Here is a 25,937-nt window from a genome sequence, read left to right on the forward strand (position 1 = left end):
TTAAATTAATATAACACCATCAACCTACACTTATGTTTACCATTGATGCTCATTTAGACTTAAGCATGAACGCGCTTGAATGGAACCGGGACCTTCAAAAACCTGTTGCTGAAATTAATGAACGTGAAACCGGAATGACCGATAAGCCTGATCGTGCGAATGCTGTAGTGTCTCTGCCCGAATTGCGGAAGGGTAATATTGGCCTGGTAGTGGGCACGCAGATAGCCCGTTATGTTGCACCCGGTAATCCTTTACCGGGCTGGCATTCGCCCGAACAGGCATGGGCGCAAACCCAGGGACAAGTGGCCTGGTACAAAGCGATGGAAGATGCCGGTGAAATGGTTCAGGTAAATAATTTCGAAAGCCTTGAAAACCATATTGCGCTGTGGAAAAATGGCCAGCCCAATGAAGCTAAGCCCATAGGATATATTTTAAGCCTGGAGGGTGCGGACTCCATTGTAACCCTAAAACACCTGGAAAAAGCCTATGATTACGGACTTAGAGCTGTGGGCCCTGCACATTATGGTCCCGGCCGCTATGCGCAGGGAACAGATGCAACCGGCTTTATGGGACAGGCCGGGCATGAATTGTTAAAGGAGATGGACCGCCTGAATATAATTTTAGATGCCACCCATTTATGCGACGATAGTTTTTGGGAAGCACTGGATAATTTTAACGGGCATGTTTGGGCAAGCCACAACAATTGCCGTGCCCTGGTAAACCATAACAGGCAATATAGCGATGAACAGATCACAGAACTGGTAAAACGCGGTGCTGTAATTGGAGCGGCGCTAGATGCCTGGATGATGGTGCCGGGCTGGGTAAAAGGTAAATCATACCCCAAAGAAATGAATTGCGGATTGGAGGTGATGGTGGATCATATTGATCACATCTGCCAGCTTGCCGGTAACGCGTTGCATGTCGGGATCGGATCAGATCTTGACGGTGCATTTGGCCGCGAGCAGTGTCCGTATGACCTGGAAACTATTGCAGATCTTCAAAAAGTGCCGGATTTGTTGAGAAAGCGTGGCTACAGCGAAGCCGACGTAGAAAATATGATGCACGGCAATTGGCTCAGGTTTTTAAGGAACGCCTGGGTATAACATCAAATAATAGGTTTAATTATCCCATCAATATGAATGCAGAACAAGCGAGATTAAAAGACGCGTCATGGAAAAAATGGGGGCCGTATGTAAGCGACCGGCAGTGGGGTACGGTACGCGAGGATTATAGCGCCAATGGCGATGCCTGGAACTATATTACACATGATATGGCCCGCAGCAAAACCTATAGATGGGGAGAAGAGGGAATTGGGGGGATTTGTGATAATGAACAATTATTTTGCTTTGCTGTAGCTTTATGGAATAAAAAAGATCCGATTATTAAGGAACGCTATTTTGGGTTAAGTAATCCTGAAGGAAATCATGGCGAAGATGTGAAGGAGTTGTATTACTACCTTGATAATACACCAACCCATTCGTACCAAAAAATGCTTTACAAATATCCGCAACAGGAATACCCCTATAACCTGCTTGTGGATGAAAATAAGCGGAGAACCCGAAACGACCGTGAGTTTGAGTTGATTGATACAGGTGTGTTTGACCAGGATGCTTATTTTGATGTTTTTATTGAGTATGCCAAAAATACGCAGCAAGACCTGCTGATTAAAATAACTGTTCATAACAGGGGTAACGCTGATGCCGCTTTAAATGTACTGCCAACTATCTGGTTTCGAAATACATGGGCTTGGGGTTATGATGATTATCAGCCACAGCTTTCTGCCGATTCGCATGGCGTTATAGAGATCTACCATAAAAGCCTGGGGCAAATGTGGTTAAATGCAGAGGGGCCATCCGGTTTGCTATTTTGCAATAATGAAACCAATAACCAGGTATTATATAATACCGGCGATGATAAGCAGTTTCATAAGGACGGCATAAATGACCATCTTATTCATGGGGCCGACACCGTAAACCCTAAAAATATTGGTACAAAAGCAGCGGTAAATTTTGATATAAATGTTCCTGCAAAACAAAGTGTTACGCTGCGTTTAAGGTTATCGCAAAACGCAAGTAACGGGTTTGGTGATTTTGATAAGCTATTTGCTGCCAGGAAACAGGAAGCCGATGCTTTCTATGCGGACTTGAGTAAGGGTCAAACTGATATTGATAAAATGATGGTGCAGCGGCAGGCGCTTGCCGGAATGCTCTGGAACAAACAGTTTTACTACTACGATATCAATCACTGGCTGCACGGCGATCCGGCAGAACCCAAACCACCCGCCAGGCGCATAAATTCACGAAATAGCAAGTGGACCCATTTTAATACCAGGGATATTATTTCGATGCCCGACAAATGGGAATACCCATGGTTTGCGGCCTGGGATTTGGCTTTTCACTGTATTCCGCTTGCAAAAGTAGATATGGTGTTTGCGAAGAATCAGCTCAGTTTGCTTATAAAAGACTGGTACATGCATCCGAACGGCCAGCTGCCTGCTTACGAATGGGATTTTAACGATGCTAACCCGCCCGTGCATGCAATGGTTACCTGGAAAATATACCAGCAGGACAAAGCGGCAAACGATGGCAAGGGGGATGCGTTCTTTTTAGAGAGAATCTTCCACAAGTTGATGCTGAACTTTACGTGGTGGGTAAACAGGAAGGACGAATCAGGAAATAATATTTTTGAGGGAGGATTTTTAGGGCTGGATAATATTGGTGTTTTTGACAGGAATGCAACCCTGCCAATGGGCGAACACCTCGAGCAGGCTGACGGAACAAGCTGGATGGCGATATATTCATTAAACTTATTGCGTATTGCAGCCGAGCTTGCCGAAAGCAATAAAGCGTACAATGATATTGCCAGTAAGTTTTTTGAGCATTTTATATACATAGCGGGCGCTATTTCAAATATCGGCGATAATAACGAGGGTCTTTGGGACGATACGGATGGCTTTTTTTACGATCAGTTGCGCTTGCCCGATAACAATACGCAAAAAATGAAAATCCGGAGCATTGTTGGCTTAATACCCTTAATAGCTGCCGAACTGCTGGACGAGAACGACATCACCAACAACCCCATATTCAGCAACCGGATGAAGTGGTTTTCTGAAAACCGGCCTGATCTGGCATCGCTGGTTTCACGCTGGAACGAAACTAAAGCCCCCGGAAAGCACTTGGTGAGTTTACTGCGTGGCTATCGTATGAAATCGTTACTTAAATATTTATTGGATGAAAATGAGTTCTTAAGTAAATACGGTATCAGGTCGGTATCAAGGTATCATTTGGATCATCCTTACCAGGTTATGATAGATGGTATGGAATTCAGTATAAAATACACGCCTGCCGAAAGTGATAGCGGGCTGTTTGGGGGTAACAGTAACTGGCGTGGCCCTATCTGGGTGCCCATAAATTATTTGCTGATAGAGGCCCTTCACAAATTCTTCCTTTACTACGGCGATGATTTTAAAATAGAGTGCCCAACCAATTCGGGGAATTTTATGAACCTGCAACAGGTAGCAAATGAACTTTACAGCAGGGTATCGGGCTTGTTTTTAAGAAATGAAGAAGGGAAAAGACCTGTATTTGGCGATTGCAACAAAATGCAGCATGATCCTGAATTTAAAGATTATATTTTATTTCATGAATATTTTGATGGCGACACAGGCCGCGGACTCGGAGCTTCCCATCAAACCGGGTGGACGGGGTTAATAGCGGTTTGTATGTAGTGAATAAACCATTTTTTAAGAATGGTTAGTTGCCTCCTGTAAACTTTTTATTTTCCAAAACATCCTGGATATTTTGTGGCAAGGCTGCTAACAAATTATAACCGGTAGCTGCTTCTATACTTTTAACGGTGCAGGTATAGTTCATCCAGTTGTTCGAGAGGTTATTATCATTAGGGGTATCAATGGCTATCACCTGGGTGTTTTCATCAATCCGGCCTAAGTCATCATTCCCGTCGGGCAAAACCACAACAACTTTCCAGATGTGCGCGGGTACGTTTATGCGCCCGCGATCAATGGCGGTAGCAAAGCCTTTTCGGCCGGTGCCGCCGGTGCCGTAACATCCCATAATAATGTACACTTCATTGCCTCTTTTTACCTTGTTCCTGCAATAGCTTTCTAAGTGTTCCCAGGTGTGCTGGTTATTATTGGGGGCCTGCGGAACAATGTTGTCCATTAAAAACGTAGCGGAATTTGCATCTACGCTGCTCGTACGGTCGCCGCTTGGGCAATTATGGCCCTTGTCAAACCCCGATTTACGGTAACTTGTGTTATCAGCTTCATACCAGCCATCAGGCAGCGTTTCGTCAGGCCTGAAATTGTCCAGTCGGTCTGTGGTGCCGATATCTTTGCTGCATAAGTGCCAGCTTACCCAGTTTGGTTCGCCTTTATCCCTGTTATAGCTTTCAATATAATATTTATGGTCAATCAGGTAATTGTCCGGGTTCAACAGGCTCCTGCTGGCATTACTTGGGTTGCCCAGCGCCATATTATTATCATCGGTTTGCTGTGGTTCATGCTGCTTACAGCCAATTGCTGTTAATATAAAAAAGGCTAAGAGGTTTTTAAGTAAGCGACTATTACGCATTTGTATCAAGTGCAAAAGTTTAAATTTTAAGGCCGGAATATAGCCGTTTTTAACGAAGTGCGGGGCAGGAAAAGTAAATTATAGCCGATAGCTAAAGAAAACTAAATTTTAATGTGTTAAACTGACACAATAATTTTTTTATTCAATTTTATTAAATTAGTTTTACTTAAACCACGTAAACTAAATTACCAATTAAACATGAACTACAACAGGCGCAAGTTTTTGCAAAGTACAGGCACGCTGATACTTGGCGGCATGGCTTTATCCGGAAAAGCCAGCTCTTTTTTATCAAATATGGCCCCGCATCCGGTGGGCTTACAGCTTTTTACTTTTTTCGGAATAATTGATGAAGATGTAAAAGGAACATTAACCAAAATAGCTTCAGTAGGCTATAAGGAAATGGAATCGGCTTTTAGTAAAAAAGGCGGCTATTACGGTATGAAACCGGCAGGATTTAAGGCAATGGTTAATGACCTTGGTATGTCGTGGAAATCACACCATGTTTTAGGTGCGCCATTTAAATTGCCAAAGGGATATAAAATGCCGTTAGGTGCGGATGGTAAGCCTATGGTGATACCGCCGATGATGAACCTCAGGGATAATATGCAGCAACTGGTTGATGAAGCTGCCGAAGGTGGCGTACAATATCTTGTTTGTGCTAACGCGCCAACAAGCACCCTTGAAGAAATAAAGTCGTCTATTGAAATATTGAACAAAACCGGCGAAGCTGCGAAAAAGGCAGGATTGCATTTTGCTTATCACAATCATGACATGGAATTTAAGGCAATTGACGGAAAAGTGCCTTATCATTTATTGCTTACAGAAACCGATGCCCAAAATGTAAAAATGGAGCTTGACCTGGCCTGGGCAGTAAAAGGTGGACAGGATCCGGTTAAATTGTTTAAAGACCACCCGGGCCGGTTCCCTTTATGGCATGTTAAGGACCTTGATGCTACCCATACTAATATATTACCTGTTGGCAGTGGCACCATTGATTTTAAAAGGATTTTTGCCAATAGCGCATCATCAGGAATGCAGCACTTTTTTGTGGAGCACGACAATCCTAAAGATGCTTTTGCAAGCATAAAAAGCAGCTATGGCTATATTTCCGGTACGCTGAAGGCATAAACCGGTAATAAAGTAAAAGCCGCCGGGGAATTCCCGGCGGCTTTTATAGTTAATATCATTGTCGCAATCAGTTTGTTTTGTTGCTGTACTATGAAATAGGTGACGGTTTTATAACAGACCTGATGCTGCTTACTTTGTTTTTAAGCCACTGATAAATGGTTGAGTACTCCAGGTAATTCCTGATCGAATCATCATTACGGATAGTGGTAGCCAAATCTCTCAGCGTATTTCGTAACGGGGATGTTTTGCTTACTGTTGTCACAATTTCTTCAAGCTGATCAGCATATACAACAGCTTCAAATTCATTATCAAATATTAATTCGGTCTCGCTATTTCTTTTTTCCTTAATCCCTTTTGATGGAATGGGCAGATGATAATATTTAAAATCAGCAGAGGTTAATTTGTTAGGGGCGGTGGAAAATTTGATACGTAGCATAATGTTTGTTTTAGTGCCTGGTTTATCGTTCGTAACTCTGTATAAAGTCATCATTTCGGATTGCCATAATAATATCGCTCAAAGCAATATATTGTGGCGACTGTTTATCATGCAAATCGTTAGATAAGTTTTCCAACTGCGCTGCATAAATTATAGCCTGTTCTTCATCATCAAACTTTAATATAACATCATTATTTATCTCAGCTTCAACTCCGTTAGGAGGTGCCGGTAAACCAAATTCCTCAAAGCTGGAGAAATTGAGGTTTGAACTGCTGTTGGCTGAAATATTAATAAGTAGCATAGTGTTGTTGTAAAATTACGTGTTATTTTCTAATAACTCAACACTATAAAGGTAAAGGTGTTTTAATAATTTTACATTTAGTTACTGTTAAGTTTACTGCCTTTTCTGCCATATTTACCTAACAAACACATAACATTAGTCATTTTGAAATAACACAGGCATTTACTATTTTAAGGCGGCATAAAAACACTCCCTTATTTAAATGACAGCTACCCAAAAAGAACAATTAAAAAGAGTATTAAAACCAATTCACCTTTGGGCCATTGCCGTAAGTTTAGTTATTTCGGGAGAATATTTTGGATGGAACCTGGGCTGGAAATATGCAGGCACAATTGGTTTTTTTATCGCTTCGGTGGTTGTTACGGTTATGTACATAACCTTTATTTTTAGCTACACAGAATTAACCACATCCATTCCGCATGCAGGCGGCGCATTTGCTTATGCATATAGGGCATTGGGCCCTTTTGGCGGGCTTGTGGCGGGTTATGCTACGCTGATAGATTTTCTGTTTGCCACGCCCGCAATAGCATTTGGTCTTGGCGCATATCTTCATTTTTTGAATCCGGAGATCCCGGTGTTATATTCGGCACTTTTTTTTAACGTGGTTTTTATCATCATAAATATTTTAGGCGTTAAGGAGTCGGCGATGTTTTCGTTGATCATTACCCTGCTTGCAGTGGCCGAGTTATTGATTTACCTGGGTATAGTTGCTCCCCATTTTAAGGCCGCCAACTTTTTAAATCACCCAATGCCGTCAGGCTGGACGGGTATTTTTCCGGCATTGCCCTACGCCGTTTGGTTTTATCTTGCCATTGAGGGGGTTGCAATGGTTGCTGAGGAAGTAAAAGATCCTAAACGGAATATACCGAGGGGTTATATCTCCGGTTTGGCAACTTTAATATTTTTAGCCTTCGGAGTAATGATATTCACAGGCGGTATTACCGATTGGCGTAAGCTGAGTGAACTTGACTACCCTTTACCCGAAGCCATCAGTATTGTACTGGGTAAAGCAAGCAGCCTCACCAAAATATTTGCAAGTATTGGGTTGTTTGGCCTTATAGCTTCTTTTCACGGAACTATACTTGCTTCGTCAAGGCAGGTATTTGCAATGGCCCGAAGTGGATATTTGCCCGGCTGGCTATCGGCAATAAATCATAAATTTAAAACGCCTCACCGGGCTATCATAGCAGGGGGCTTTATCAGCTTTATAGCCCTTTACACCGGCACCACCGGTGATGTGGTAATAATTTCGGTAATGGGTGCAATTGTAATGTATATGATGAGTATGATAAGCCTGTTTATACTGCGCAAAAAGGAACCCAAACTGGAGCGGCCTTTTGTAGCACCATTTTTTCCTGTTTTTCCGGCAATTGCTCTTGCTATCTCGGCAATTGTATTGGTTACCATGATTTGGTTTTATGCAAAGCTAAGCCTGATATTTTTTGGAGGGCTGGCTATAGCAGTTTTGATATTCATATTAATGGGAAAACATAAGTTAAAGCTGGTGGAGGAATTTATGATCTCGCCTGCCAAATAAATAACGCAGGCACTTGTAATAGTGTTAACCCTTCAAATCTAAATTAAATTATAAAGCGTGTCCTATCATTTCACCATAAGAAACAAAGTTTACAGGTTTGATAACCTGAAAATTTTACTTGCCAAAGCTTCGCCATACCGCACCGGCGATGTACTGGCTGGTGTATGTGCTGATAGTTACGAGGAGCGGGTTGCCGCGCAAATAGCCCTTGCCGATGTCCCTTTAAAAGTATTTTTAAACGAGGCGATCATAGCGTATGAAGCGGATGAGATAACAAGATTGATCATTGACAATCATGATGCTGAATCGTTTAGCGCGATAAGCAGCTTTACGGTAGGAGAGTTCAGAGATTGGTTACTCAGCAATGAAACAGACACAGCTATTTTAAAGGCTATTGAAGGTGGTATTACGCCGGAGATGGCGGCAGCAGTGTCAAAGCTGATGCGGAACCAGGATTTGATAGCAGTGGCCAAAAAATGCGAGGTTATTACAAAATTCCGTAACACTATTGGGCAAAAGGGTTGTTTTTCAACCCGTTTGCAGCCTAATCACCCCACTGACGACCCAAAAGGTGTTGCCGCCAGCATTATTGATGGTTTGCTTTATGGCAGCGGTGATGCGTGCATAGGTATTAACCCGGCTACAGACAGCCCGGCTGCAGTTTTAAACCTGTTGAACCTGATAGATGCTTTGCGGCAGCAATTTGATATCCCCACACAATCCTGTGTATTAAGTCATATCACCACTACTATCGACCTGGTTAATAAGGGAGCCCCTGTTGACCTGTGTTTCCAGTCAATCGGCGGCACCGAAAAAACGAATACCAGTTTTGGGGTAAACCTTGCGTTAATTGATGAGGCTTTCCACGCGACATTATCACTAGACCGCGGGACTGTAGGTCAAAATGTAATGTATTTTGAAACCGGGCAGGGGAGTGCACTTTCTGCAAATGCGAACCATGGTGTGGATCAGCAAACCTGTGAGGCGCGGGCGTATGCTATTGCCCGAAAGTATAAGCCGCTGTTGGTCAATACGGTAGTTGGGTTTATAGGGCCTGAGTATTTATATGATGGCAAGCAGATTATAAGGGCGGCTTTGGAGGATCATTTTTGCGGCAAGCTGCTTGGATTGCCAATGGGGGTGGATGTTTGTTATACCAACCATGCCGAGGCCGACCAGGATGATATGGATAACCTGCTTACGCTGTTAGGCGTGGCCGGGTGCAATTTTATAATGGGCATTCCCGGTTCCGATGATATTATGTTGAATTATCAGTCCACCTCGTTTCACGATGCTTTGTATTTAAGAAATACGCTGGGATTGAAACCCGCGCCGGAATTTGAAAAATGGCTGATAAAACAGGGAATTTATAATGGTGAGGGGGGCTTACTGCCATTAAATACATCGCATAAACTATTGTCAGGTTTGATATGAGCGACGAAGAATTAATCAATGATCCTTTAGCGTTGTTGCGTGAATTTACGGCGGCCAGGATAGCCATTGGCCGGGTGGGAAACAGTATACCTTTAAAGCAGTCGATGGAGTTTAAGCTGGCGCATGCCCATGCAAGGGATGCGGTTTACTCTGTATTGGACATAGAAGGATTGACACAAAAATTTCACCCGTTCCGGTTACCCGTATTGCATTTACATAGCCAGGCCACAAGCAGGCAAAAATTCCTTAAGCGCCCGGATCTCGGCAGAAAGCTCAGCGAAGAATCAAAGGAACAGTTTACTGAACCGATAACAAGCTTCGGGGTTGCAATTATTATAGCAGACGGGCTTTCGGCAACTGCCGTAAATGAAAATGCACCCGGCTTGCTCAAGTTATTGATCCCCATGTTGGATGCCGCCAAAATTAGTGTTGCCCCGCTTTGCCTGGTTGAGCAGGCCAGGGTTGCTATTGGTGATGATATAGGGCACGGCTTAAATGCTAAGTTATCCGTATTGCTGATAGGGGAAAGGCCCGGCTTAAGCTCGGCAGACAGTATGGGTGCATACCTTACCTATGATCCAAAGCCTGGCTTAACAGACGAATCACGTAATTGTATTTCAAACATCAGGAAGGGCGGTTTGAACTACAAACAGGCAGCTGGTAAGATCTTTTACCTGATTAATGAGGCGTTTAAAAGAAAAATATCAGGTGTTAATTTGAAAGACAACGCGGGGCTGTTAAGTTAACAGATCAATAATAGTTCAATAGCTTGAAGCTAATCTTCATTTTAAACATTGGCGCCTAATACGCTTCGCCATGCCCAGCGGGTTAAGCGGTTAAAGCCTTTCCAGCTGTCAACAAAAGCAATAATATCCTTCAGGCAATTTTCGCTGAACTTCTTTTTGAAATTAGCCCGTGCAAGTTTATAAGCATGGTCCGGGTTTTCAAGCCCTATCCGTTCAAAGATCTCCTTCTTTACGTACATGGTGCGTACAAAAAGGATATTGAACAGGATCACAAAGCTGTAGGCGGTGCGTTTTATGTAACCAGCCTTTGCAGCGTATTCTTTTAACAGGCTTTTGGTAAAAAGGATATGACGGCCCTCCTCAATATTATGCAGGTCGAACATCTTTTTTAATACGGGGTAAATGTTGGGGGAACGGCGCGCATAATTGCCATACACATCGGTAACCAGTTCAACAGATACGCTGCCCATAAATAAGTAATCGGCGGGCAGGTATTTATTACTGAACTCGCCAAAAAACTTATGCATTCCGGATTGCTTTATGGGGTTTCCGCCCAATTTGGCTATGGCCTGCCCAAACATTTCCTGGTGCCTGAACTCCTCTATTAATTCCCGTAACAAAAAGCGGTGTTCAATATGATCAAGCGGGAGGGTAAGAATGTGCCGCGTCATAAAAAGACAAAAAAGGCATTCGCCCCAGGCATAAGATGCAATTACCTGTACTAATTCGTGCCTGCCAAGTTCTAATTTTTGGACAGGGGTAAGCGTGTGGTAAATTTCCAGCCCCTGTAAAGAGGTTAATATCTCCGGCAAAAAAACGTCTTCGGCAGCAGGTTCCAGGTGCCACGGAATATACGTCTCCGGCATCAGCGGGCGTTCCTTGCTGATTTTTATCAGGCGTTCAACTTCTTTTACATCCATAGTTTCCTTTGTAAGATCAGCGGACAACAACATTTGGAAGCCAGGAGAGAAGGATTGGCAGCGCTTTTTTTCTTCCCGGCTTCTTGAATCTTGTCTTTACTAAAGTGTACCGTAAATATCGGTAACCGGTTGCCTATACCGCAAATAACTGACCAAAATCTTTAAACGATTTAAACTCAAGGGCATTGCCTGAAGGGTCAAGAAAAAAAAGTGTTGCCTGTTCGCCGGGCAGACCTTTAAAACGGATGTAAGGCTCAATTACAAATTTTATATGATGGCTTCTCAGCCTTTTTTCCAGCTTGTGCCATTCGTCCCATTCCAAAACAACACCATAATGCGGTACCGGAACATCGTGCCCGTCAACCGGGTTAAAATGCAGCTGTAATTTTTCAGCAGGGCGTGGTTTTAAATGGATCACAAACTGGTGACCATAAAGGTTGAAATCTGTCCAATGATCAGAACTGCGGCCTTCGCTGCAGCCTAAAACTTCGCGGTAAAACTTTTTTGACTCTTCAAGGTCATAAACAGGTACCGCTACATGAAACGGGGTTAGTTTGCTCATCTTTTTGGTTGACTAATCTAATCCTATCAGCTTTATTTCACCGTGTACCTGAATAATTGCCTGCCCAGGTTGCCATCTTTATCAATACCCTCAACTATCGCGCGATAGGTGCCTGTTCCGTCAGCGTTGAAAAACTCAAACGAAACCGTTCCTGTTACCGGGTCTGTTACAATATTTGGGTTCCAGTAAATTGTACTCCTCGTGTCAATCTGGTTAGTTTGTTGTGCCCTGGGGCCGCTATAACGCGGTAAATAAAATGATTTTTTTACGATGTAGCCTCTTGGCGAAATAGTCAATTCGTTTTTAGCGGGTATCATGTCCCTTAATTGGGCGAGGCTTATTTTTTGGCCTTCAGGTGCTTTTTTCATGTTAACCACAATTGCACCATTTGAATTGTAGGCGCTATTTACCAGGCCAAGTTCATCCTTTAAAAATACTTCAATAGATTCTACGCCATCAGCAGTCATGTTCTCCAGGTAGCTTACGTCAACCGGCATTCCTTTTACAAATACCTGCGCCGGCACTCTTTTTCCGGCGTTATAATCGCGCATAACATAAAAGTTATAATTTTCGAAAATCATACCGCTTGCTGCAACTTTAAGACAATTTAAAAGGTTGTTGCAGCCTTCCAGCATATTAGGCGTTATCAAATGATCGGGTTCCTGGCTTAAGCTGGATAAACTACTGTAATCTTTGTGAGTAACAGTTTTTTTAATCCGCGTATCCTTGATAACCACCTCTTTTAAAATATGCGAGCTATTAGCCTGTATTTTGCTGTTTTTTAAATACGGGCTCAATGCGCTGTCGATATTCATTATTTCATCAGCCTGGGCAGGGTTTACGGCAATTTTTTGGTAGGGGTCGCCATCAACACTTAATACCAGGTCACTGGCACGCGGATTATTGCGGGCGCTTACGAAAACCTGCGTAGAATCTGAAAATACAAGATTTGAAAATCTGAAACGGCCATCGGCATCAGTGACAGTATTCGCTGAATAATTCTTATCCTTTATCTTTAAACTTATATTGCCATTCGGGACTGCCATCCCGTTAAATGCTCTCAATGTTCCGGTAAGCGTTATTCCCTGTTCCGGAAGAAAGCTTATCGGCGGGTATTTGTCATTCATTATCCCATCGTACGAAAAGCGCCTGTAACCCTGTGTTTGCAATAATATGTCAAGATCTGCGAGCTTTTTTTCATCCTGGTTATTAAAGTAGTAGTTTGGCTTTTCAATATAACCAGTTATATCTGCCGTTAATAGCAGGTAAGTAAGAATGGTGGTTTCTGAATTTTCATCAACCGGCACTTTTGTGTCGTCAATTACCGTTACCGAAAAATTACCTTCGACCGGCTTGTCATTATTTTTGGCTACTACACTAAGCTTAACTTTTTGCCTGGTGGTGTAAGAGGGATGATCGCTGGCTATGGAAAGGTTAAGCTGGTCTTTATGCATCACAAAAGCAATGCGCTCACTCAAGGGTTCTCCGTCATCAGCAAAAAGGGTTACCTGTACAATACCCGTAGGAAATTTACTCTTTGACACCGAGGCGATGTAAACCTGGTTTTGTAATTTGGTTTGAGCCGCAAATGCAATAACCCCGCCTGATTTTGCAAGGATAAAAAAGGTTTTGCCCTCATTTTCTTTTACAAATGCAGGATCTGATAGTAGTTTTATCTTTAAATTTTCCGGATCAGTATTCTCTATATTAATGGTAGTAGCATCAGAAAGTACTTTTGGCATATCAGGGGCTGCCGTTGTGCCATCAGCAAAAGTTACTTTGGCTGAGTATGTTTTACCATCTTCGGGTGTTATTTGAAAAACACCCATTCCTAAATGTGACGAAGAGAACTCCGCTACAACCTTGTTGGTGTTATCAATAATGGTGCCTTTTACATCAATTCCGAGGCCATCCGGCTTTAAGGCTTTAAACGCTACTTTTGAAGGGATTCCGCTTATTAATTGGCCGCCTTCAGGGAAAAATTGTATATCGTTAGGCTGTGAAACAGATTTTAACGAAAATTTACTGGTGCCCTGCCTTCTTTCACCGCGGTCAATAACCGTAATTAAGGCAGCAGAATCTAAACCTATGTTTTTGGTGTTGGTGAAGCTAATATCAATAAATCCGTTTTTATCTGTTGTTCCTTTACCTTTTATAAGCTCATCATAGTCTTTTTCAACTGTCCAGGTCACTCTCTTATCGCTGTACGGTTTGCCTTCATCATCTTTGTAGTAAATTCCGGCAGAAACTTTTGTGAATTTGTTTACCATGGCCCTTTTTAAAGAGATCTGGGTCGACAGGTTGTTGTTTATAGCATCGCCAATGGTAATGCTTTTATTGAAAAAATACGATGAACCAAAGTTGTTCATCCAGTTAGTATAGGCTACTACTCTATAATTCCCCTTCTTATAAGCGAATTGCGACAGTGAAACATCGCCCCAGCCAACGCCATTTTTAACAGGGAGCTTTAATGATTGTACCAGCGAGTCTTTAGCAGTTAATACATCAACATAAATTATTTTGCTTATTGCAGACGGCTGGTGATTGTCCATTGTAAGATAGGCCTTAAACCAAATGGTATCGCCTAATGCATAATAAGGTTTATCAAAATGAAGATAAACGCGTTCTATAGGCATTGCCTCATAGAGCTTAGCGGTTTTCGTCATTATTTTATTTAATACTGATATATCCTGCGCGGCAGCGGTCAAATAAAAGAATGGAACAAATAACGATAGTAAAAGAAAAGTCCTGATAAATCTCATGAAATTAGATTAAGCCTGATGCAAGGGCTAAATATAGCCCATTGGTATTTAAATACGATAAAATGCCGCCGGGTTTAACATATTTTTACAGTTTTAAACAGCAATGTTACTTAACTACCATTTGTATGGTGTTGCGGCTAAGTTGCTCCATCAATATGGTTTTACCTGTTTTTAGCTCGTTTAGCCATTTGTCTGAGTAATGCCTTACTGTAATTAAGGTTAAACCCTCATTATATTTTACGTTGAAATCCTTACCTAATAAATGCAGTAGTTTTTTGAAGCGATCTTCATTAAGGTCAATGCAAACACTAAAGCTCAGCGCGGATGTTTGCATCATGTTCACCTTTGCATGGCTCGCTGCAAACATTCCGAAAATGTCGCTTAAATGGTTTTCAGAAATAAAGGAATAATCTTTAGCTGACAGGGAAACCAAAACCTGGTTATGTTTAAGGATAATTACAGGTTTTAAAAATTCGTTTCGACCATTTTCCTTTATTACAGTGCCGGGTTGGTCCGGATTTGTAAACGACTTTACCAGTAAAGGTATTTTAGCGTTTTGAAGCGGTTTTATAGTTTTAGGGTGGATTACCGTAGCGCCGTAATAGGTCATTTCAATAGCTTCTGAATAGGACAGCTCATCAAATTTAAGGGTATCCTTAAAGAATTTAGGATCAGCATTCAGCACTCCCGGTACGTCCTTCCATGTGGTTACCGACTCGGCTCCAAGGCATGAAGCAAATATAGATGCGGTATAATCAGATCCTTCCCGACCTAAGGTAGTGGTGAAATTTTCGGATGTTCCGCCCAAAAAGCCTTGTGTTACTACATGTCCTTTTTGCAATAGGGCCGGGATTTCTGAACTGATCGCAGCCCTTGTTTTATCCCATTGTACCACACCTTCGCGATAGGTATTATCGGTATGGATGTACCCGCGGACGTCAAGCCACTGACTTTTAATGCCTGCCTTATTCAGGTAAGCGTTCACAATTCGCGTGGATACCAGTTCTCCGATAGACACCATCTGGTCATAAATAAAATCATAATCATCGTGTGGTTCTTCTTCAATTACCCAATCAATCTCTACAAACGTATTGGCCACGTCATCAAATACCGAATCAGATGGTTCAAACAGCTGCTCGATAATTTCATAATGATATTTTTTTATTTCATCAAAAATAGCATGGACCTCTTCATCCCGGTCAACATACGCCCGGGTGAGCTTTTCAAGCGCATTGGTAGTTTTACCCATTGCCGAAACCACTATTAACAGCTGGTTTCCATCATACTTTTTAACCACGTTGACAAGGTTAACTATGCCCCCGGCATCTTTTACTGATGCACCACCGAATTTAAAAACAAGCATTATTTAATATATTGGGCAACAACCGAATTTGGCCGAAGCAGTGATTTGATTTGTGTGTAGGGTATAACAAGTTCTGTAGTACCTGCTGCATAGGGCTTTATTTCGTATTGGTTGTATAAAAACCTGAGCCCGGTTGGTGTTACAGAGAAATTGCTGTTTAAAGCGAATTTATTGTCCTTGAAAAAGTAATTATCGGCGAGTGAGGCTGTATCACTTAGTTTTTCGTTTTTGCGGAAAATTCGTTCTGCAACTGCTTCAAGCTTGCTGATGTTGCCGGGGGTAAAAAGGTCTGTTAATGTTATGCTTTTATCAGCTTTTGTATTCCAGTTTATAAAGCCGGTGTATGACGAAGGATGTGCGCCGCCGGTAAAGACATAGCCGTTTGTTTCCAGCGTGGTAAGGCTTGAATCTTGCCTCAGCACCTTTACGTTAACATCAAGTGCGTAAAACATTGACGAACCGTCACCGCGTTTTGAACTTATGTAGTCCGTCATAAAGTTTTTAGTCAGCGTAGCAAGGCTGGTGTCAGGCTTTTCACCAAGCTGAAACATATTAAGCAGCTTGCCGGCAATAGTGTCGTTTAAAGCTTTTTGGCCTTTAAAATCGGGGTAATTAAATTTTGCTACAGTACAATCGCTGTCCGCCTTATTGCCGCAATCGGCAGCGCGTTGTTTAAACGCGGTGTATTTGTAAGCTAAAGTATCTCTGTTTATGTCAGGCACCTTTTTGCCGGGTTTACCCCACATGCATGAACTTATCAGCACGGTTAATAAACAAATTGCTAAATAACCTGTTCTCATACCTCAATAATTTAAAAGCTGTTCTTTTGATAAGGATGCATTAAGCCATCCCGCTTCAATGCTTGCTTCATATTTGTTATAGAAATTGATGGCAGGTTCGTTCCAGTCGAGCACCTGCCACGACATTCCATTAAAACCCATTTCTTTTGCTTCATTAATTAACCTGTTAAAAAGCAGCTTTCCTACTTTTTTGCCGCGCATGCTCTCGGTTACTATCAGGTCTTCAAGATACATCCTGTTGCCTTTCCAGGTTGAATAGCGGATGTAATAAACGGCAAAACCAACTATTAAATCATTTACTTCGGCAACAAAGGCTTTCCAAACCGGTTTTTGGCCAAACCCGGCCTCTTCAAACTCCTGTAAAGTAACGGTCACTTCTTCCGGCGCCTTTTCGTACAGGGCCAGTTCATTTACCAGTTCCATTAAACGGGGGCAATCTTCTTTTTTTGCTATTCTTATGTTGACCTGATCTGTCATTATGCTATTGTTGCTTTATAGTAAGTTCGATATGATTTAATAATTTGGAACCTCTAATTGTTCTTCCAGTGCTTAATAATACGTTTGCCAAAAATAGTGCTGCCCAGCCTTACCATATTGCTTCCCTGTTCCACAGCTATTTTATAATCGGCCGACATGCCCATTGAAAGGGTGTCAAAAGCATCGTCTTTGCGGAAAAAACTTTGCTTTATGCCATCAAAAAAAGTTTTCAATTCGTAGTATTCGTCCTTTACTTGTTTCTCATTATCGGTATTGGTGGCAATGCCCATCAAACCGCGGATTTTGATGTGCCCGAGTTTGGCGAATTCTTCTGATCGCAGCAGCTCTATCACCTCGTCAAAACCCAGCCCAAATTTTGTGTCCTCATCTGCAATATAAACCTGCAGCAGGCAATCAATAATGCGGTTGTTTTTTTCGGCATGCTTATTTATCTCCTGCAGTAACTTTAAGCTATCCACAGACTGGATCATGCTCACAAAGGGGGCAATATATTTAACTTTATTGCTCTGCAGGTGCCCTATCAAATGCCACTGGATATCTTTTGGCAACTGTTCATACTTTTCTACCAGCTCCTGCACCATATTTTCACCAAATAAGCGTTGTCCTGTATGGTAAGCTTCCAGCACATCTTCAACAGGTTTTGTTTTTGATACCGCAATCAGGCTTACATGTATAAGTTCAGTTTCTTTTTTTAAGCTTTTGATGTTCTCTGCTATGCTCATTTATCCGTAAATTTGCTTAATTAATACGCCGCTAAATTACAGAATGCATAAATATATAACCTTGTTTTTTTCAGTATCCCTTTTTTTATTTTCATGTAAGGGCAGCAATGCTCCTGATGGGGTTATAAACAATAAACAGATGACCAGGCTACTCACCGAAGTTCATCTTATTGACGGCCGGATGTATGGTCTGTTCCAATCACAGGATAGCCTTAATAAGTATGGCACCAGCAGGTACGATGCGCTTTTTAAAAGATACCATACCGATTCTGCTCAATTTACGAAGAGCTTTAAGTATTATGCCAGGCAACCCGTTGAGCTTCAAAAAATGTATGACCAGATTCTAATCAATCTGAAACAAAAAAATGATTCTTTGGTGAAGGTTCAGCATAAAGCCGACTCATTGAACAGGATAAAACAACAGAATAAACCTAATATAGAATAATGCTTTACCCGAGTAATAGTACTGATAAACTTGGTTTTACCGAGGTAAAAGAACTGATAAAAGCACATTGCCTGAGTGAAATGGGCCGGCAAATGGTCGATAAGATCCAGGTAATGAATAATTACGATCAGATCCGCAAGTTTCTTTACCAGGCGAATGAGTTTAAAAATATTTTGGAGAATGACGCGCCATTACCTATTCATCATTTTTTTGATATAAAATCACTGGCCAACAAGGCGAAAATAGAAGGCGCTTTTTTAAGCGAAGAAGAGTTTTACCAGGTGCGGGCATCGCTAACCACCGTTTTTGCGGTAATTGGTTATTTTAACGAGCGCGAAGGGCAATATCCCAACCTGGAGGCCCTGTTTGAACACCTTCCAATTGAAAAAGCCATCCTTAAAAAAATAGACCTGGTTATTGATCAAAAAGGGAAAATAAGGCCCAATGCCTCGCGCGACTTACAGGACATTACGTCCGGAATTGCAAAGGCAGAGCAGGAGGCCCGCAAGAAAATTGATGTGATATTTAAGAGTGCCTCCGGTAACGGCTGGACCGCAGACGGTTCATTAACCATTCGCGACGGGCGTTTGTGTATCCCTTTGCTGGCAGAAAATAAACGCAAGCTGAAAGGTTTTATTCATGACGAATCAGCTTCCGGCCAGACCGTTTATATGGAGCCAGAGGAGGTGTTTACCTTAAATAACAAAATTCGCGACCTGGAATTTGAACGCCGGCGGGAAATAATCAAGATCTTAACGGCTTTAACGGATGAACTCAGGCCTTATGTTCCGCTATTACTTTCTTACCACGGCCTTTTAACAAAACTTGATTTTGTTAGGGCCAAGGCACTTTTTGCGATAGATATAGAGGGCAATATGCCCGAAGTGGTGAATGATGCCACACTAAAATTGAGCAACGCCCGCCATCCCCTTTTACTTTTGAATTTCAAGAAGGAAGGTAAAACAGTTGTTCCATTAAATGTCCGGATTGATGAGGGCACACGGATAATTGTAGTGTCGGGGCCAAATGCGGGTGGTAAATCTGTTTGTATGAAAACCGTAGGGCTGCTGCAAATGATGGTGCAGGCAGGCTTATTGATCTCGGCCGCCGAAGGGAGTGTTACCGGTGTTTTTAAGCAGCTTTTTGTGGATATCGGCGATGATCAATCTATTGAAAGCGACCTGAGCACCTATAGTGCTCATCTTTCAAAAATGAAAAATTTTGTAGAGCAGGCTAACGGCAAAACGCTGATCCTGATTGACGAATTTGGAACCGGAACAGATCCTCAATTTGGCGGGCCTATTGCCGAGGCCGTATTGGAGTCGTTAAATCACAAAAAGGTGAAGGGGATGGTTACTACCCACTACTCAAACCTTAAAATATTTGCAAGCCATACGGAGGGAATAGAGAATGCCTCGATGTTGTTCAATAACGTTGAGATGAAACCGCTGTACATGCTTGAAGTTGGAAAACCCGGCAGTTCGTACGCATTTGAGATAGCGCAAAAGATAGGCTTGCCCCAAAATGTACTTAACCTCGCCAAAAATAAAGTTAGTGCAGGGCAAAAAAAGGTGGATACGTTATTGGTTGACCTGGAGCGGGAGAAAAAAGAAATCCTGGACACCCGGATAAAACTTGAAAAGCAACAAAGGCACGTGAATGTGCTGTTGGCTGAAAATGAAAAACTAAAGAGTTATCTTGACGAAAATAAGAAAACACTGATCAGGGAAGCTAAAGACCAGGCGAAGAATATCATCCTGAATGCTAATAAGCTGGTAGAAAATACCATCTCAGAAATTAAAAGCAGTAATGCCGATAAGGAGACAACCCGTACGCTACGTGAAAATTTAAATACAGAACTCCAAAAAAATACGGTTAAACCTGTTGTGGTAAAAACAACGGTTGCTGATGAGGAATTAAAGCCGGGCGATTGGGTTAAACTTACGGACAGCGAAACCACGGGCCAGGTTATAGAAGTAATAAAAGATAACGTGGTAATTGCCATTGGCGATTTGCGCACCGTTGCCAAAAAGAAACGGGTGATGAAAGTATCCAAATCATCAGTACCAAAAGAAATCAGGAAAAGTTATAGTCAAACCAATGATATGGCTTCCTTCAGCCCGGAAATTGACGTGCGCGGGCAGCGGACGGAAGATGCACTTAATAATATTGAACGGCTGTTTGATCGTGCCGTAATGATGGGTTTTGGTAACTTAAAGATTATTCATGGCAAAGGCGATGGCATATTGCGCAAAATGATCAGGCAATATCTGAAAAAATATGAGCAGGTTGACCGGATGGAAGATGAGCACCTGGACAGAGGCGGGGATGGCATTACTTATGTATATTTGAAATAAAAACCGGACTTTTTATTGGATGGTCGTTTTATCAAAGCGTTAAGGAAGCTTCGCAGCTGAGCGGATTTTATGCATACCTGATTTTAAAATATGAAGACTAAATTTTGGATTTCGTTAACTGCAATTTTAATAAGCATTAACTGTGTTGCACAACCGGTTATTAAATTCAATGATCCGCATATCCGTTATTCAGGCAGAATTGCTATGCGCGATTCAGCAGCCGAACTTTCATGGTCTGCGAATTCTATAAAAATCAACTTTACAGGGACGGGTGTAAGCGCCACTTTAAAAGATGAGCGCGCTGATAACAACTATAATATTATTGTTGATGGAAAAGTGATTGGTAAACTGCATCCGGAGGCTGCAAAAAAAGACTACGTGCTTGCTGCGGGGTTACCGGCGGGAAAACATACCCTTGAGCTTTTCAAACGCACAGAATGGGCAATGGGAAAAACCTGGTTCTACCAGTTTAAGTTTAATAAAGGCGACAAAATTTTACCTGCCCCCAGGCGCCAGAAACATAAAATTGAATATTTTGGCGATTCGATAAGCTGTGGATATGCCGATGAGGATACAACAGGGCAAGACAGGGGCACCAGTGCTTATGAAAATGGTTATATCAGTTATGCGGCTTTAACTGCCCGCCATTATAACGCAGAATTTTATAACACTTCAAAAAGTGGCATAGGCATAACCATCAGCTGGTTCCCGCTGGTAATGTCTGAAATGTATGGGCGGCTGGATGCTACCGATCCCAACAGCAAATGGGATTTTTCGAAATACACGCCTGACCTGGTTATCGTTAACTTATTTCAAAATGATTCTTGGCTGGTAAATATGCCGGGTAATGAACAGTTTAAAGCAAAATTTGGCACTATGCCCCCAAAGCCGGAATTTATAATTGGCGCTTATCAAAGCTTCCTTAAAAGTGTAAGGTCTAAATATCCAAAAGCTCAGATAGTATGCATTTTAGGGAGCATGGATGCCACCAAAGCCGGCTCTGCCTGGCCGGGCTATATTGACAAAGCCGTGGCAGGGCTGAATGATAAGCGCATAGCTACTCATTTTATACCCTATAAAAATACCAACGGGCACCCCAGCGCCAAAGAACAGCAAGCCATGGCCAATGATCTGATCGTATTTATCGATAAAACCGTTTCCTGGTAAAATGCAAGCCCTGAAAACACTATTAAAATTAAATCTTTCTTTCGTGCTTTAGCTACGTTTCGGTGTGTTCAATATCATCTGCGTCAATATCTTCCCCAACCTTTTGTTGGTCAGGTACTTCATTTGGTCCGGCTATGTTGGGCTCATTTTCGTTATCGGCAGTGCCCTCCTGGTAGCCGCTTTCTTCGTGCGGCCGGTCATTCTCGCCGTCGCCGCGTTCTTCCGGCCGGGCAGGTTTTGGTGATTCGCTGTTCCAGTTGGCGTAGGGTTGCGCTTTGGTATAATCTGGCGACCCTTCCTGATTTTTAACTTTAAAGTTATTGTTTTCGGGGTGCTCCTCAGCCGGTTCGGTGCGTGCAAAATAGGCGTTGGTATAACCAGCATTTTGCGATGGGTTATTTTTGTCGTCGCCGGCGGGGGTATTGTTGTTTTTGCCAAGGCTATGCCCGCCCATTGCCTGTCCTTCTTTTACGGGTTTCATATTACTTTCGCTTTTGCCGTAAAGATTTCTTTCCAGGTTCTTTTCATTAAGGTTTTTGTCGTCCTCAACCCGCCATGCGTTTGGCTTGTCAGCCTTACTGCCTGAATGATCATCCCAATCATCCAAATGCTTGTTTTTATCAAATTCCATAGTTTAGTTCATTGATCTGTTAATAATTACGCCCGGAGGTGCCCTATTGTTTTTTTTATTTTTTGGTTGATAGGGTATTTTTATGGACTGCCCCTCTTCATAAATAATTTCCGCGATGCGGGAGATAAGCCCGAAACCATCGGTCAAAAAGAATTAACTTTGCCATACCAATTATAAAATATGAACAAAACGGTTAAGGATGCAGATGAAGCGATCCGCGACATTACGGACGGTATGACCTTAATGATAGGCGGATTTGGCATGAGCGGATTGCCCGAAAATTGTATAGCAGCATTAGTGAAAAAAGGTGTAAAAGACCTAACCTGTATCTCCAACAATGCCGGCGTTGACGATTTCGGCATTGGGCTGATGCTGAAGCAGCACCAGGTGAAAAAGATGATCTCATCCTACGTAGGTGAAAACGCTGAGTTTGAGCGGCAATTATTAAGCGGTGAACTGGAAGTTGAATTGATCCCCCAGGGTACTTTGGCAACCCGGTGCATGGCCGCCGGCTATGGGATGCCTGCAATTTTTACGCCGGCGGGTATCGGAACAGAAGTAGCCATAGGCAAAGAAGTGCGGAATTTTAACGGGAAAGACTATTTAATGGAAATGGCTTTTGAAGCCGACTTTGCAATAGTGAAAGCCTGGAAAGGCGACACCATGGGCAACCTGGTGTACCGCGCTACTGCCCGTAACTTTAACGCGGTTATGGCCACAGCCGGAAAAATTACTATTGCTGAGGTTGAGGAACTGGTTGAACCCGGAGAAATTGATCCGGACCATGTTCATACGCCAGGGATATATGTTCATAGGATATTCCAGGGAGTGAACTATGAGAAGCGCATCGAACAAAGGACTGTTAGGAAGCGACAATAAACTAGGCGTCATTGCGAGCCAGACTGTTTGCAGCCTGGTATGAAGCAAACGCTGAACTATACATATAAAGGAGTAAAAACTATGTGGCAACCGAGCTGCGGCTGTAAGGTGCCACCAGCATACCGGTCCGTGATCGTCCTTTGGAGAGGTTGCTTCGTTCCTCGCAATGACGTGACGTTTTACCAAATTTTCAAATCAATATAATGTTAGACAAAGAAGGAATAGCAAAACGAATTGCTAAAGAAATAAAAGACGGTTATTATGTAAACCTGGGCATAGGGATCCCTACACTGGTAGCCAACTATATACCTGCTAATATTGATGTGGTGCTGCAGTCTGAAAATGGATTGCTGGGCATGGGGCCTTTTCCTTTTGAGGGAGAGGAGGATGCCGATGTCATCAATGCAGGTAAACAAACTATTACCATGCTTCCCGGCTCAGCTATTTTTGATTCGGCTATGAGCTTTGGAATGATCAGGGCTAAAAAAGTAAATCTCACCATATTGGGCGCTATGGAAGTGTCTGAGAACGGCGACATCGCCAACTGGAAGATCCCGGGTAAAATGGTTAAAGGCATGGGCGGTGCGATGGATCTGGTAGCATCGGCAGAAAATATAATTGTAGCCATGCAGCACGTAAACAAAGCAGGGGAATCAAAACTGTTACCCCGGTGTACATTGCCGTTAACCGGTGTTAATTGCGTTAAAAAAATAGTAACCGAACTGGCAGTACTTGATGTATTACCCGAAGGCGGGTTTAAATTACTGGAGCGCGCACCCGGTGTTAGTGTTGAAGAAATTATAAAAGCAACAGCCGGGAAATTGATTATTGAGGGAGATGTGCCGGAGATGATTATTTAGTACATGGTCCATAGTCGATAGACCATGGTGTGAAGAAATTTTAGCCATGGCCTATGGACTATCGTCTATCGACTTTTAAAACAACTTCGCTCTCAAATCCTTGGATATCTCCCCCGTTACACAAATAATATCTTCTGCTTTGTGAGAGTTGTTTACAATAATTTTGTCGCATTCGTCCCGGTAGGGTAGCAAGAATTCTTTGTATGCCGGTGCAACATGATTTATCCATTTATACATCGCATCATCGTGCGAGTAGCCGCGTTCAAGTAAATCGCGTTTAAGGCGGCGTTGCAGGGCAATTTCATCATCAGCATCAATGAAGATCTTTAAATCAATCATTTCTGAAATTTTTTTAAAGTGCAGGATAAACAGGCCTTCTACAATTAAAATAGGAGCGGGCTGTATCTCCAGCATTTTAGGAACGGCATCCGGGTTATTAAAGGTGTATTCCTTTTTCAGGATGGCTTCACCATTCAGCAAACTTTCGATGTCTGCTTCAAAATGATCGTGGTCAATGGTTGATGGCAGGTCGAAGTTGTAGTGTTTATTTTCCTCTTTAGTCATGTTATGGGCTACCGGAAAATAGTAGTCGTCCTGCGAGACCAGGCTAACTTCACTTGCAGAAAAATGCTCTAAAAAACACTTCAAAAAAAAAGTTTTGCCGGATCCGCTTCCTCCGGCAATACCCAATACATATGGTTTATTCATTCGGGCTACCGTAGCTTATGTTTACATGGAAGCGTTTATCCAAAGCGCCTAATGATTCGGCAACATTTTTTGTCATTACCAAAATAACATCTTTTGTTGATTCATTATCTGTAAAACGGCCAACTACTTTTGCAAAAGTAGTACGGTTAGTCATTGGGTTGGTAATTTTTATAACGGTGCCAATAGGGGCCGTGCGGTGCAATACCAGTTTTTTATTGGGATCAAGACTTGGGTCATCAATCCAGCTGGCTACACCTTTTTCGTTTTTCTCATACAAGCCGTAACGGTTGGAGTTTAAATGGCCGCTGCTGTCTTTTGCAATAGCAGGCGCCAGGTTTGAATCGCGCCTGGCTATTACCCGTTGGGTATCGGCAGCAACCTGCTGAATGGTTTGCTGCGCCTGTTGCACCGGGGCGGGTGCCTGTTGCCCGGTTGATGGGTTTACCAGCAGGATCTGGCCGGGCTGCAGGTTTGTTGATGTTAAGTTATTTAGCTTAGTAACGGCATCAACACTGGTGTTAAAGCGTTTAGCTATAGAGAACAATGTTTCACCTGCTGACACCTTGTATTGAGTGGGCGGGGTATTGTCCTGCTGCGCCTGTGGCTGCTGAACCGGCCGTTGCTGCACCTGCACAGGTTGCTGCACAACTACAGGTCGGATTGGCTGTTCTGCAGTGGTATTTACTTCCACATTTTCGCTTTCCTTGTGTTTTTTGCTTCGGGCTTCTTCCATCGCTTCTTTTTCTTCGCGGGCAAGCCTTGCTTTTTTCTCTTTTTTAGTTTCTTTTACCGCCGCTTCTTCCTTTTCCTTTTTGCTTTTTTTGAAAGGCATGTCGGTTGGAACCTCTACAATCTTACCAAGCGATAATGTCTCTTTTTTTGCGCCGTTAAATTTCATCAAAACAGCGGGCTTTATGTTATAACGCCGCCCGATAGAATAATAGGTATCGCCCGCCTTAACTTTAAACAATACCATCTTTTTACCGTCGTTGTTTTTTACACCTACGGAGTCAATTAGCGGATTAGCAAAGAGTGATACGGAAAATGTAAACGATAATATAGTTAATAATAGAAGTTTGAATTTCATAA

Annotated in this window: 24 protein-coding genes; 11 read left to right on the plus strand and 13 right to left on the minus strand. The window is 42.5% G+C overall.

The genetic code is table 11. The features are described from left to right. Positions 1 to 32: 32 nt before the first annotated feature. Positions 33 to 1,103 carry a dipeptidase gene (locus MuYL_RS09965; RefSeq protein ID WP_094570420.1) on the plus strand — a complete coding sequence of 357 codons (1,071 nt, stop codon included), beginning with the start codon at positions 33 to 35 and terminating at the stop codon, positions 1,101 to 1,103. Positions 1,104 to 1,135: 32 nt separating this feature from the next. Further along, the gene (locus tag MuYL_RS09970; RefSeq protein WP_094570421.1) at positions 1,136 to 3,727 is read left to right on the plus strand and encodes an MGH1-like glycoside hydrolase domain-containing protein; all 2,592 of its coding nucleotides are present in this window, start codon (positions 1,136 to 1,138) and stop codon (positions 3,725 to 3,727) included. Positions 3,728 to 3,752: 25 nt separating this feature from the next. Here MuYL_RS09970 and MuYL_RS09975 read toward each other — a convergent pair whose 3' ends face one another. Further along, positions 3,753 to 4,592 (minus strand): DNA/RNA non-specific endonuclease, encoded by an 840-nt coding sequence (locus tag MuYL_RS09975; RefSeq protein WP_094570422.1) that lies wholly within the window; start codon positions 4,590 to 4,592, stop codon positions 3,753 to 3,755. A 198-nt stretch (positions 4,593 to 4,790) separates the two neighbouring features. Here MuYL_RS09975 and MuYL_RS09980 point away from each other — a divergent pair, with 198 nt between their 5' ends. Next, entirely contained in the window at positions 4,791 to 5,720 is a 930-nt protein-coding gene (locus MuYL_RS09980; RefSeq protein ID WP_094570423.1) for a sugar phosphate isomerase/epimerase family protein, read from the plus strand. Positions 5,721 to 5,808: 88 nt separating this feature from the next. Here the strand turns inward: MuYL_RS09980 and MuYL_RS09985 are convergent, their stop codons facing one another. Both MuYL_RS09985 and MuYL_RS09990 read right to left on the minus strand, forming a co-directional pair. After that, positions 5,809 to 6,156 carry a hypothetical protein gene (locus MuYL_RS09985; RefSeq protein ID WP_157740737.1) on the minus strand — a complete coding sequence of 116 codons (348 nt, stop codon included), beginning with the start codon at positions 6,154 to 6,156 and terminating at the stop codon, positions 5,809 to 5,811. A gap of 22 nt (positions 6,157 to 6,178) precedes the next feature. Next, positions 6,179 to 6,457, minus strand: coding sequence for a hypothetical protein (locus MuYL_RS09990; protein ID WP_094570425.1), 279 nt, complete (start codon positions 6,455 to 6,457; stop codon positions 6,179 to 6,181). A 202-nt stretch (positions 6,458 to 6,659) separates the two neighbouring features. Between MuYL_RS09990 and eat the strand changes: the two genes are divergently transcribed. Genes eat through eutC form a run of 3 tightly spaced genes read left to right on the plus strand, consistent with a single transcriptional unit; the run spans position 6,660 to position 10,174 of the window. After that, positions 6,660 to 7,994: an ethanolamine permease gene (eat, locus tag MuYL_RS09995; protein ID WP_094570426.1), complete on the plus strand. Its 1,335-nt coding sequence runs from the start codon at positions 6,660 to 6,662 to the stop codon at positions 7,992 to 7,994. Between the two features lie 57 nt (positions 7,995 to 8,051). Beyond that, the gene (locus tag MuYL_RS10000) at positions 8,052 to 9,428 is read left to right on the plus strand and encodes an ethanolamine ammonia-lyase subunit EutB (RefSeq protein ID WP_094570427.1); all 1,377 of its coding nucleotides are present in this window, start codon (positions 8,052 to 8,054) and stop codon (positions 9,426 to 9,428) included. After that, a complete protein-coding gene (gene eutC, locus MuYL_RS10005) occupies positions 9,425 to 10,174 on the plus strand; it encodes an ethanolamine ammonia-lyase subunit EutC (RefSeq protein WP_094570428.1) in 750 nt (249 codons plus the stop codon). The genes MuYL_RS10000 and eutC overlap by 4 nt, the downstream gene beginning before the upstream one ends. Before the next feature lie 41 nt (positions 10,175 to 10,215). Here eutC and MuYL_RS10010 read toward each other — a convergent pair whose 3' ends face one another. The 7 genes from MuYL_RS10010 to MuYL_RS10040 form a co-directional block, all read right to left on the minus strand. Then, positions 10,216 to 11,094, minus strand: a complete 879-nt coding sequence (locus tag MuYL_RS10010) for a diiron oxygenase (protein WP_157740738.1) — start codon at positions 11,092 to 11,094, stop codon at positions 10,216 to 10,218. Between the two features lie 133 nt (positions 11,095 to 11,227). After that, entirely contained in the window at positions 11,228 to 11,656 is a 429-nt protein-coding gene (locus MuYL_RS10015) for a VOC family protein (protein ID WP_094570430.1), read from the minus strand. Positions 11,657 to 11,688: 32 nt separating this feature from the next. Beyond that, on the minus strand, positions 11,689 to 14,322 hold the full coding sequence (locus MuYL_RS10020) for a carboxypeptidase-like regulatory domain-containing protein (protein WP_245845832.1): 2,634 nt from the start codon (positions 14,320 to 14,322) through the stop codon (positions 11,689 to 11,691). A 202-nt stretch (positions 14,323 to 14,524) separates the two neighbouring features. Continuing rightward, the gene (locus tag MuYL_RS10025; RefSeq protein WP_094570432.1) at positions 14,525 to 15,781 is read right to left on the minus strand and encodes an aspartate kinase; all 1,257 of its coding nucleotides are present in this window, start codon (positions 15,779 to 15,781) and stop codon (positions 14,525 to 14,527) included. Further along, positions 15,781 to 16,581, minus strand: coding sequence for a DUF3298 and DUF4163 domain-containing protein (locus MuYL_RS10030; protein ID WP_094570433.1), 801 nt, complete (start codon positions 16,579 to 16,581; stop codon positions 15,781 to 15,783). Before MuYL_RS10030 ends, MuYL_RS10025 begins: the two co-directional genes overlap by 1 nt. A gap of 3 nt (positions 16,582 to 16,584) precedes the next feature. After that, a complete protein-coding gene (locus MuYL_RS10035) occupies positions 16,585 to 17,058 on the minus strand; it encodes a GNAT family N-acetyltransferase (protein ID WP_094570434.1) in 474 nt (157 codons plus the stop codon). Between the two features lie 53 nt (positions 17,059 to 17,111). Further along, complete coding sequence (locus MuYL_RS10040) at positions 17,112 to 17,801, minus strand: YggS family pyridoxal phosphate-dependent enzyme (RefSeq protein WP_094570435.1); 690 nt, start codon at positions 17,799 to 17,801, stop codon at positions 17,112 to 17,114. 43 nt (positions 17,802 to 17,844) lie between these two features. Here MuYL_RS10040 and MuYL_RS10045 point away from each other — a divergent pair, with 43 nt between their 5' ends. The 3 genes from MuYL_RS10045 to MuYL_RS10055 all read left to right on the plus strand — a co-directional run bounded on the left by MuYL_RS10045 (position 17,845) and on the right by MuYL_RS10055 (position 21,770). Further along, positions 17,845 to 18,246 (plus strand): DUF4296 domain-containing protein, encoded by a 402-nt coding sequence (locus MuYL_RS10045; RefSeq protein ID WP_094570436.1) that lies wholly within the window; start codon positions 17,845 to 17,847, stop codon positions 18,244 to 18,246. Next, positions 18,246 to 20,603, plus strand: a complete 2,358-nt coding sequence (locus MuYL_RS10050; protein WP_094570437.1) for an endonuclease MutS2 — start codon at positions 18,246 to 18,248, stop codon at positions 20,601 to 20,603. Before MuYL_RS10045 ends, MuYL_RS10050 begins: the two co-directional genes overlap by 1 nt. A 90-nt stretch (positions 20,604 to 20,693) precedes the next feature. Beyond that, positions 20,694 to 21,770, plus strand: a complete 1,077-nt coding sequence (locus MuYL_RS10055) for an SGNH/GDSL hydrolase family protein (protein ID WP_094570438.1) — start codon at positions 20,694 to 20,696, stop codon at positions 21,768 to 21,770. Between the two features lie 52 nt (positions 21,771 to 21,822). Here the strand turns inward: MuYL_RS10055 and MuYL_RS10060 are convergent, their stop codons facing one another. Then, positions 21,823 to 22,401, minus strand: a complete 579-nt coding sequence (locus MuYL_RS10060; protein ID WP_094570439.1) for a hypothetical protein — start codon at positions 22,399 to 22,401, stop codon at positions 21,823 to 21,825. A 180-nt stretch (positions 22,402 to 22,581) separates the two neighbouring features. On the opposite strand from MuYL_RS10060, the gene MuYL_RS10065 reads away from it, so the two are divergent. Together MuYL_RS10065 and MuYL_RS10070 are read left to right on the plus strand one after the other, a co-directional pair. Continuing rightward, entirely contained in the window at positions 22,582 to 23,280 is a 699-nt protein-coding gene (locus MuYL_RS10065) for a CoA transferase subunit A (RefSeq protein ID WP_094570440.1), read from the plus strand. 203 nt (positions 23,281 to 23,483) lie between these two features. Further along, complete coding sequence (locus tag MuYL_RS10070) at positions 23,484 to 24,140, plus strand: 3-oxoacid CoA-transferase subunit B (RefSeq protein WP_094570441.1); 657 nt, start codon at positions 23,484 to 23,486, stop codon at positions 24,138 to 24,140. 75 nt (positions 24,141 to 24,215) lie between these two features. On the opposite strand, the gene MuYL_RS10075 is transcribed toward MuYL_RS10070, so the two are convergent. Then, positions 24,216 to 24,848: a uridine kinase family protein gene (locus MuYL_RS10075; protein WP_094570442.1), complete on the minus strand. Its 633-nt coding sequence runs from the start codon at positions 24,846 to 24,848 to the stop codon at positions 24,216 to 24,218. Beyond that, positions 24,841 to 25,935, minus strand: coding sequence for a LysM peptidoglycan-binding domain-containing protein (locus MuYL_RS10080; protein WP_094570443.1), 1,095 nt, complete (start codon positions 25,933 to 25,935; stop codon positions 24,841 to 24,843). The genes MuYL_RS10075 and MuYL_RS10080 overlap by 8 nt, the downstream gene beginning before the upstream one ends. Positions 25,936 to 25,937 lie beyond the last annotated feature (2 nt).

It is taken from the genome of Mucilaginibacter xinganensis, from assembly GCF_002257585.1.
GTDB lineage: Bacteria > Bacteroidota > Bacteroidia > Sphingobacteriales > Sphingobacteriaceae > Mucilaginibacter > Mucilaginibacter xinganensis.

What these genes read in the sequence shown, in the direction of transcription:
- MuYL_RS10020 (WP_245845832.1), bottom strand. Translation starts at nt 14,322, where the DNA reads ATGACGAAAACCGCTAAGCTCTATGAGGCAATGCCTATAGAACGCGTT.
- MuYL_RS09975 (WP_094570422.1), bottom strand. Translation starts at nt 4,592, where the DNA reads ATGCGTAATAGTCGCTTACTTAAAAACCTCTTAGCCTTTTTTATATTA.
- MuYL_RS10075 (WP_094570442.1), bottom strand. Translation starts at nt 24,848, where the DNA reads ATGAATAAACCATATGTATTGGGTATTGCCGGAGGAAGCGGATCCGGC.
- MuYL_RS10025 (WP_094570432.1), bottom strand. Translation starts at nt 15,781, where the DNA reads ATGCTTGTTTTTAAATTCGGTGGTGCATCAGTAAAAGATGCCGGGGGC.
- eat (WP_094570426.1), top strand. Translation starts at nt 6,660, where the DNA reads ATGACAGCTACCCAAAAAGAACAATTAAAAAGAGTATTAAAACCAATT.
- MuYL_RS09990 (WP_094570425.1), bottom strand. Translation starts at nt 6,457, where the DNA reads ATGCTACTTATTAATATTTCAGCCAACAGCAGTTCAAACCTCAATTTC.
- MuYL_RS10040 (WP_094570435.1), bottom strand. Translation starts at nt 17,801, where the DNA reads ATGAGCATAGCAGAGAACATCAAAAGCTTAAAAAAAGAAACTGAACTT.
- MuYL_RS09965 (WP_094570420.1), top strand. Translation starts at nt 33, where the DNA reads ATGTTTACCATTGATGCTCATTTAGACTTAAGCATGAACGCGCTTGAA.
- MuYL_RS09985 (WP_157740737.1), bottom strand. Translation starts at nt 6,156, where the DNA reads ATGCTACGTATCAAATTTTCCACCGCCCCTAACAAATTAACCTCTGCT.
- MuYL_RS10030 (WP_094570433.1), bottom strand. Translation starts at nt 16,581, where the DNA reads ATGAGAACAGGTTATTTAGCAATTTGTTTATTAACCGTGCTGATAAGT.
- MuYL_RS10055 (WP_094570438.1), top strand. Translation starts at nt 20,694, where the DNA reads ATGAAGACTAAATTTTGGATTTCGTTAACTGCAATTTTAATAAGCATT.
- MuYL_RS09970 (WP_094570421.1), top strand. Translation starts at nt 1,136, where the DNA reads ATGAATGCAGAACAAGCGAGATTAAAAGACGCGTCATGGAAAAAATGG.
- MuYL_RS10035 (WP_094570434.1), bottom strand. Translation starts at nt 17,058, where the DNA reads ATGACAGATCAGGTCAACATAAGAATAGCAAAAAAAGAAGATTGCCCC.
- MuYL_RS10010 (WP_157740738.1), bottom strand. Translation starts at nt 11,094, where the DNA reads ATGGATGTAAAAGAAGTTGAACGCCTGATAAAAATCAGCAAGGAACGC.
- MuYL_RS10070 (WP_094570441.1), top strand. Translation starts at nt 23,484, where the DNA reads ATGTTAGACAAAGAAGGAATAGCAAAACGAATTGCTAAAGAAATAAAA.
- eutC (WP_094570428.1), top strand. Translation starts at nt 9,425, where the DNA reads ATGAGCGACGAAGAATTAATCAATGATCCTTTAGCGTTGTTGCGTGAA.
- MuYL_RS10015 (WP_094570430.1), bottom strand. Translation starts at nt 11,656, where the DNA reads ATGAGCAAACTAACCCCGTTTCATGTAGCGGTACCTGTTTATGACCTT.
- MuYL_RS10080 (WP_094570443.1), bottom strand. Translation starts at nt 25,935, where the DNA reads ATGAAATTCAAACTTCTATTATTAACTATATTATCGTTTACATTTTCC.
- MuYL_RS10045 (WP_094570436.1), top strand. Translation starts at nt 17,845, where the DNA reads ATGCATAAATATATAACCTTGTTTTTTTCAGTATCCCTTTTTTTATTT.
- MuYL_RS10050 (WP_094570437.1), top strand. Translation starts at nt 18,246, where the DNA reads ATGCTTTACCCGAGTAATAGTACTGATAAACTTGGTTTTACCGAGGTA.
- MuYL_RS10065 (WP_094570440.1), top strand. Translation starts at nt 22,582, where the DNA reads ATGAACAAAACGGTTAAGGATGCAGATGAAGCGATCCGCGACATTACG.
- MuYL_RS10060 (WP_094570439.1), bottom strand. Translation starts at nt 22,401, where the DNA reads ATGGAATTTGATAAAAACAAGCATTTGGATGATTGGGATGATCATTCA.
- MuYL_RS09980 (WP_094570423.1), top strand. Translation starts at nt 4,791, where the DNA reads ATGAACTACAACAGGCGCAAGTTTTTGCAAAGTACAGGCACGCTGATA.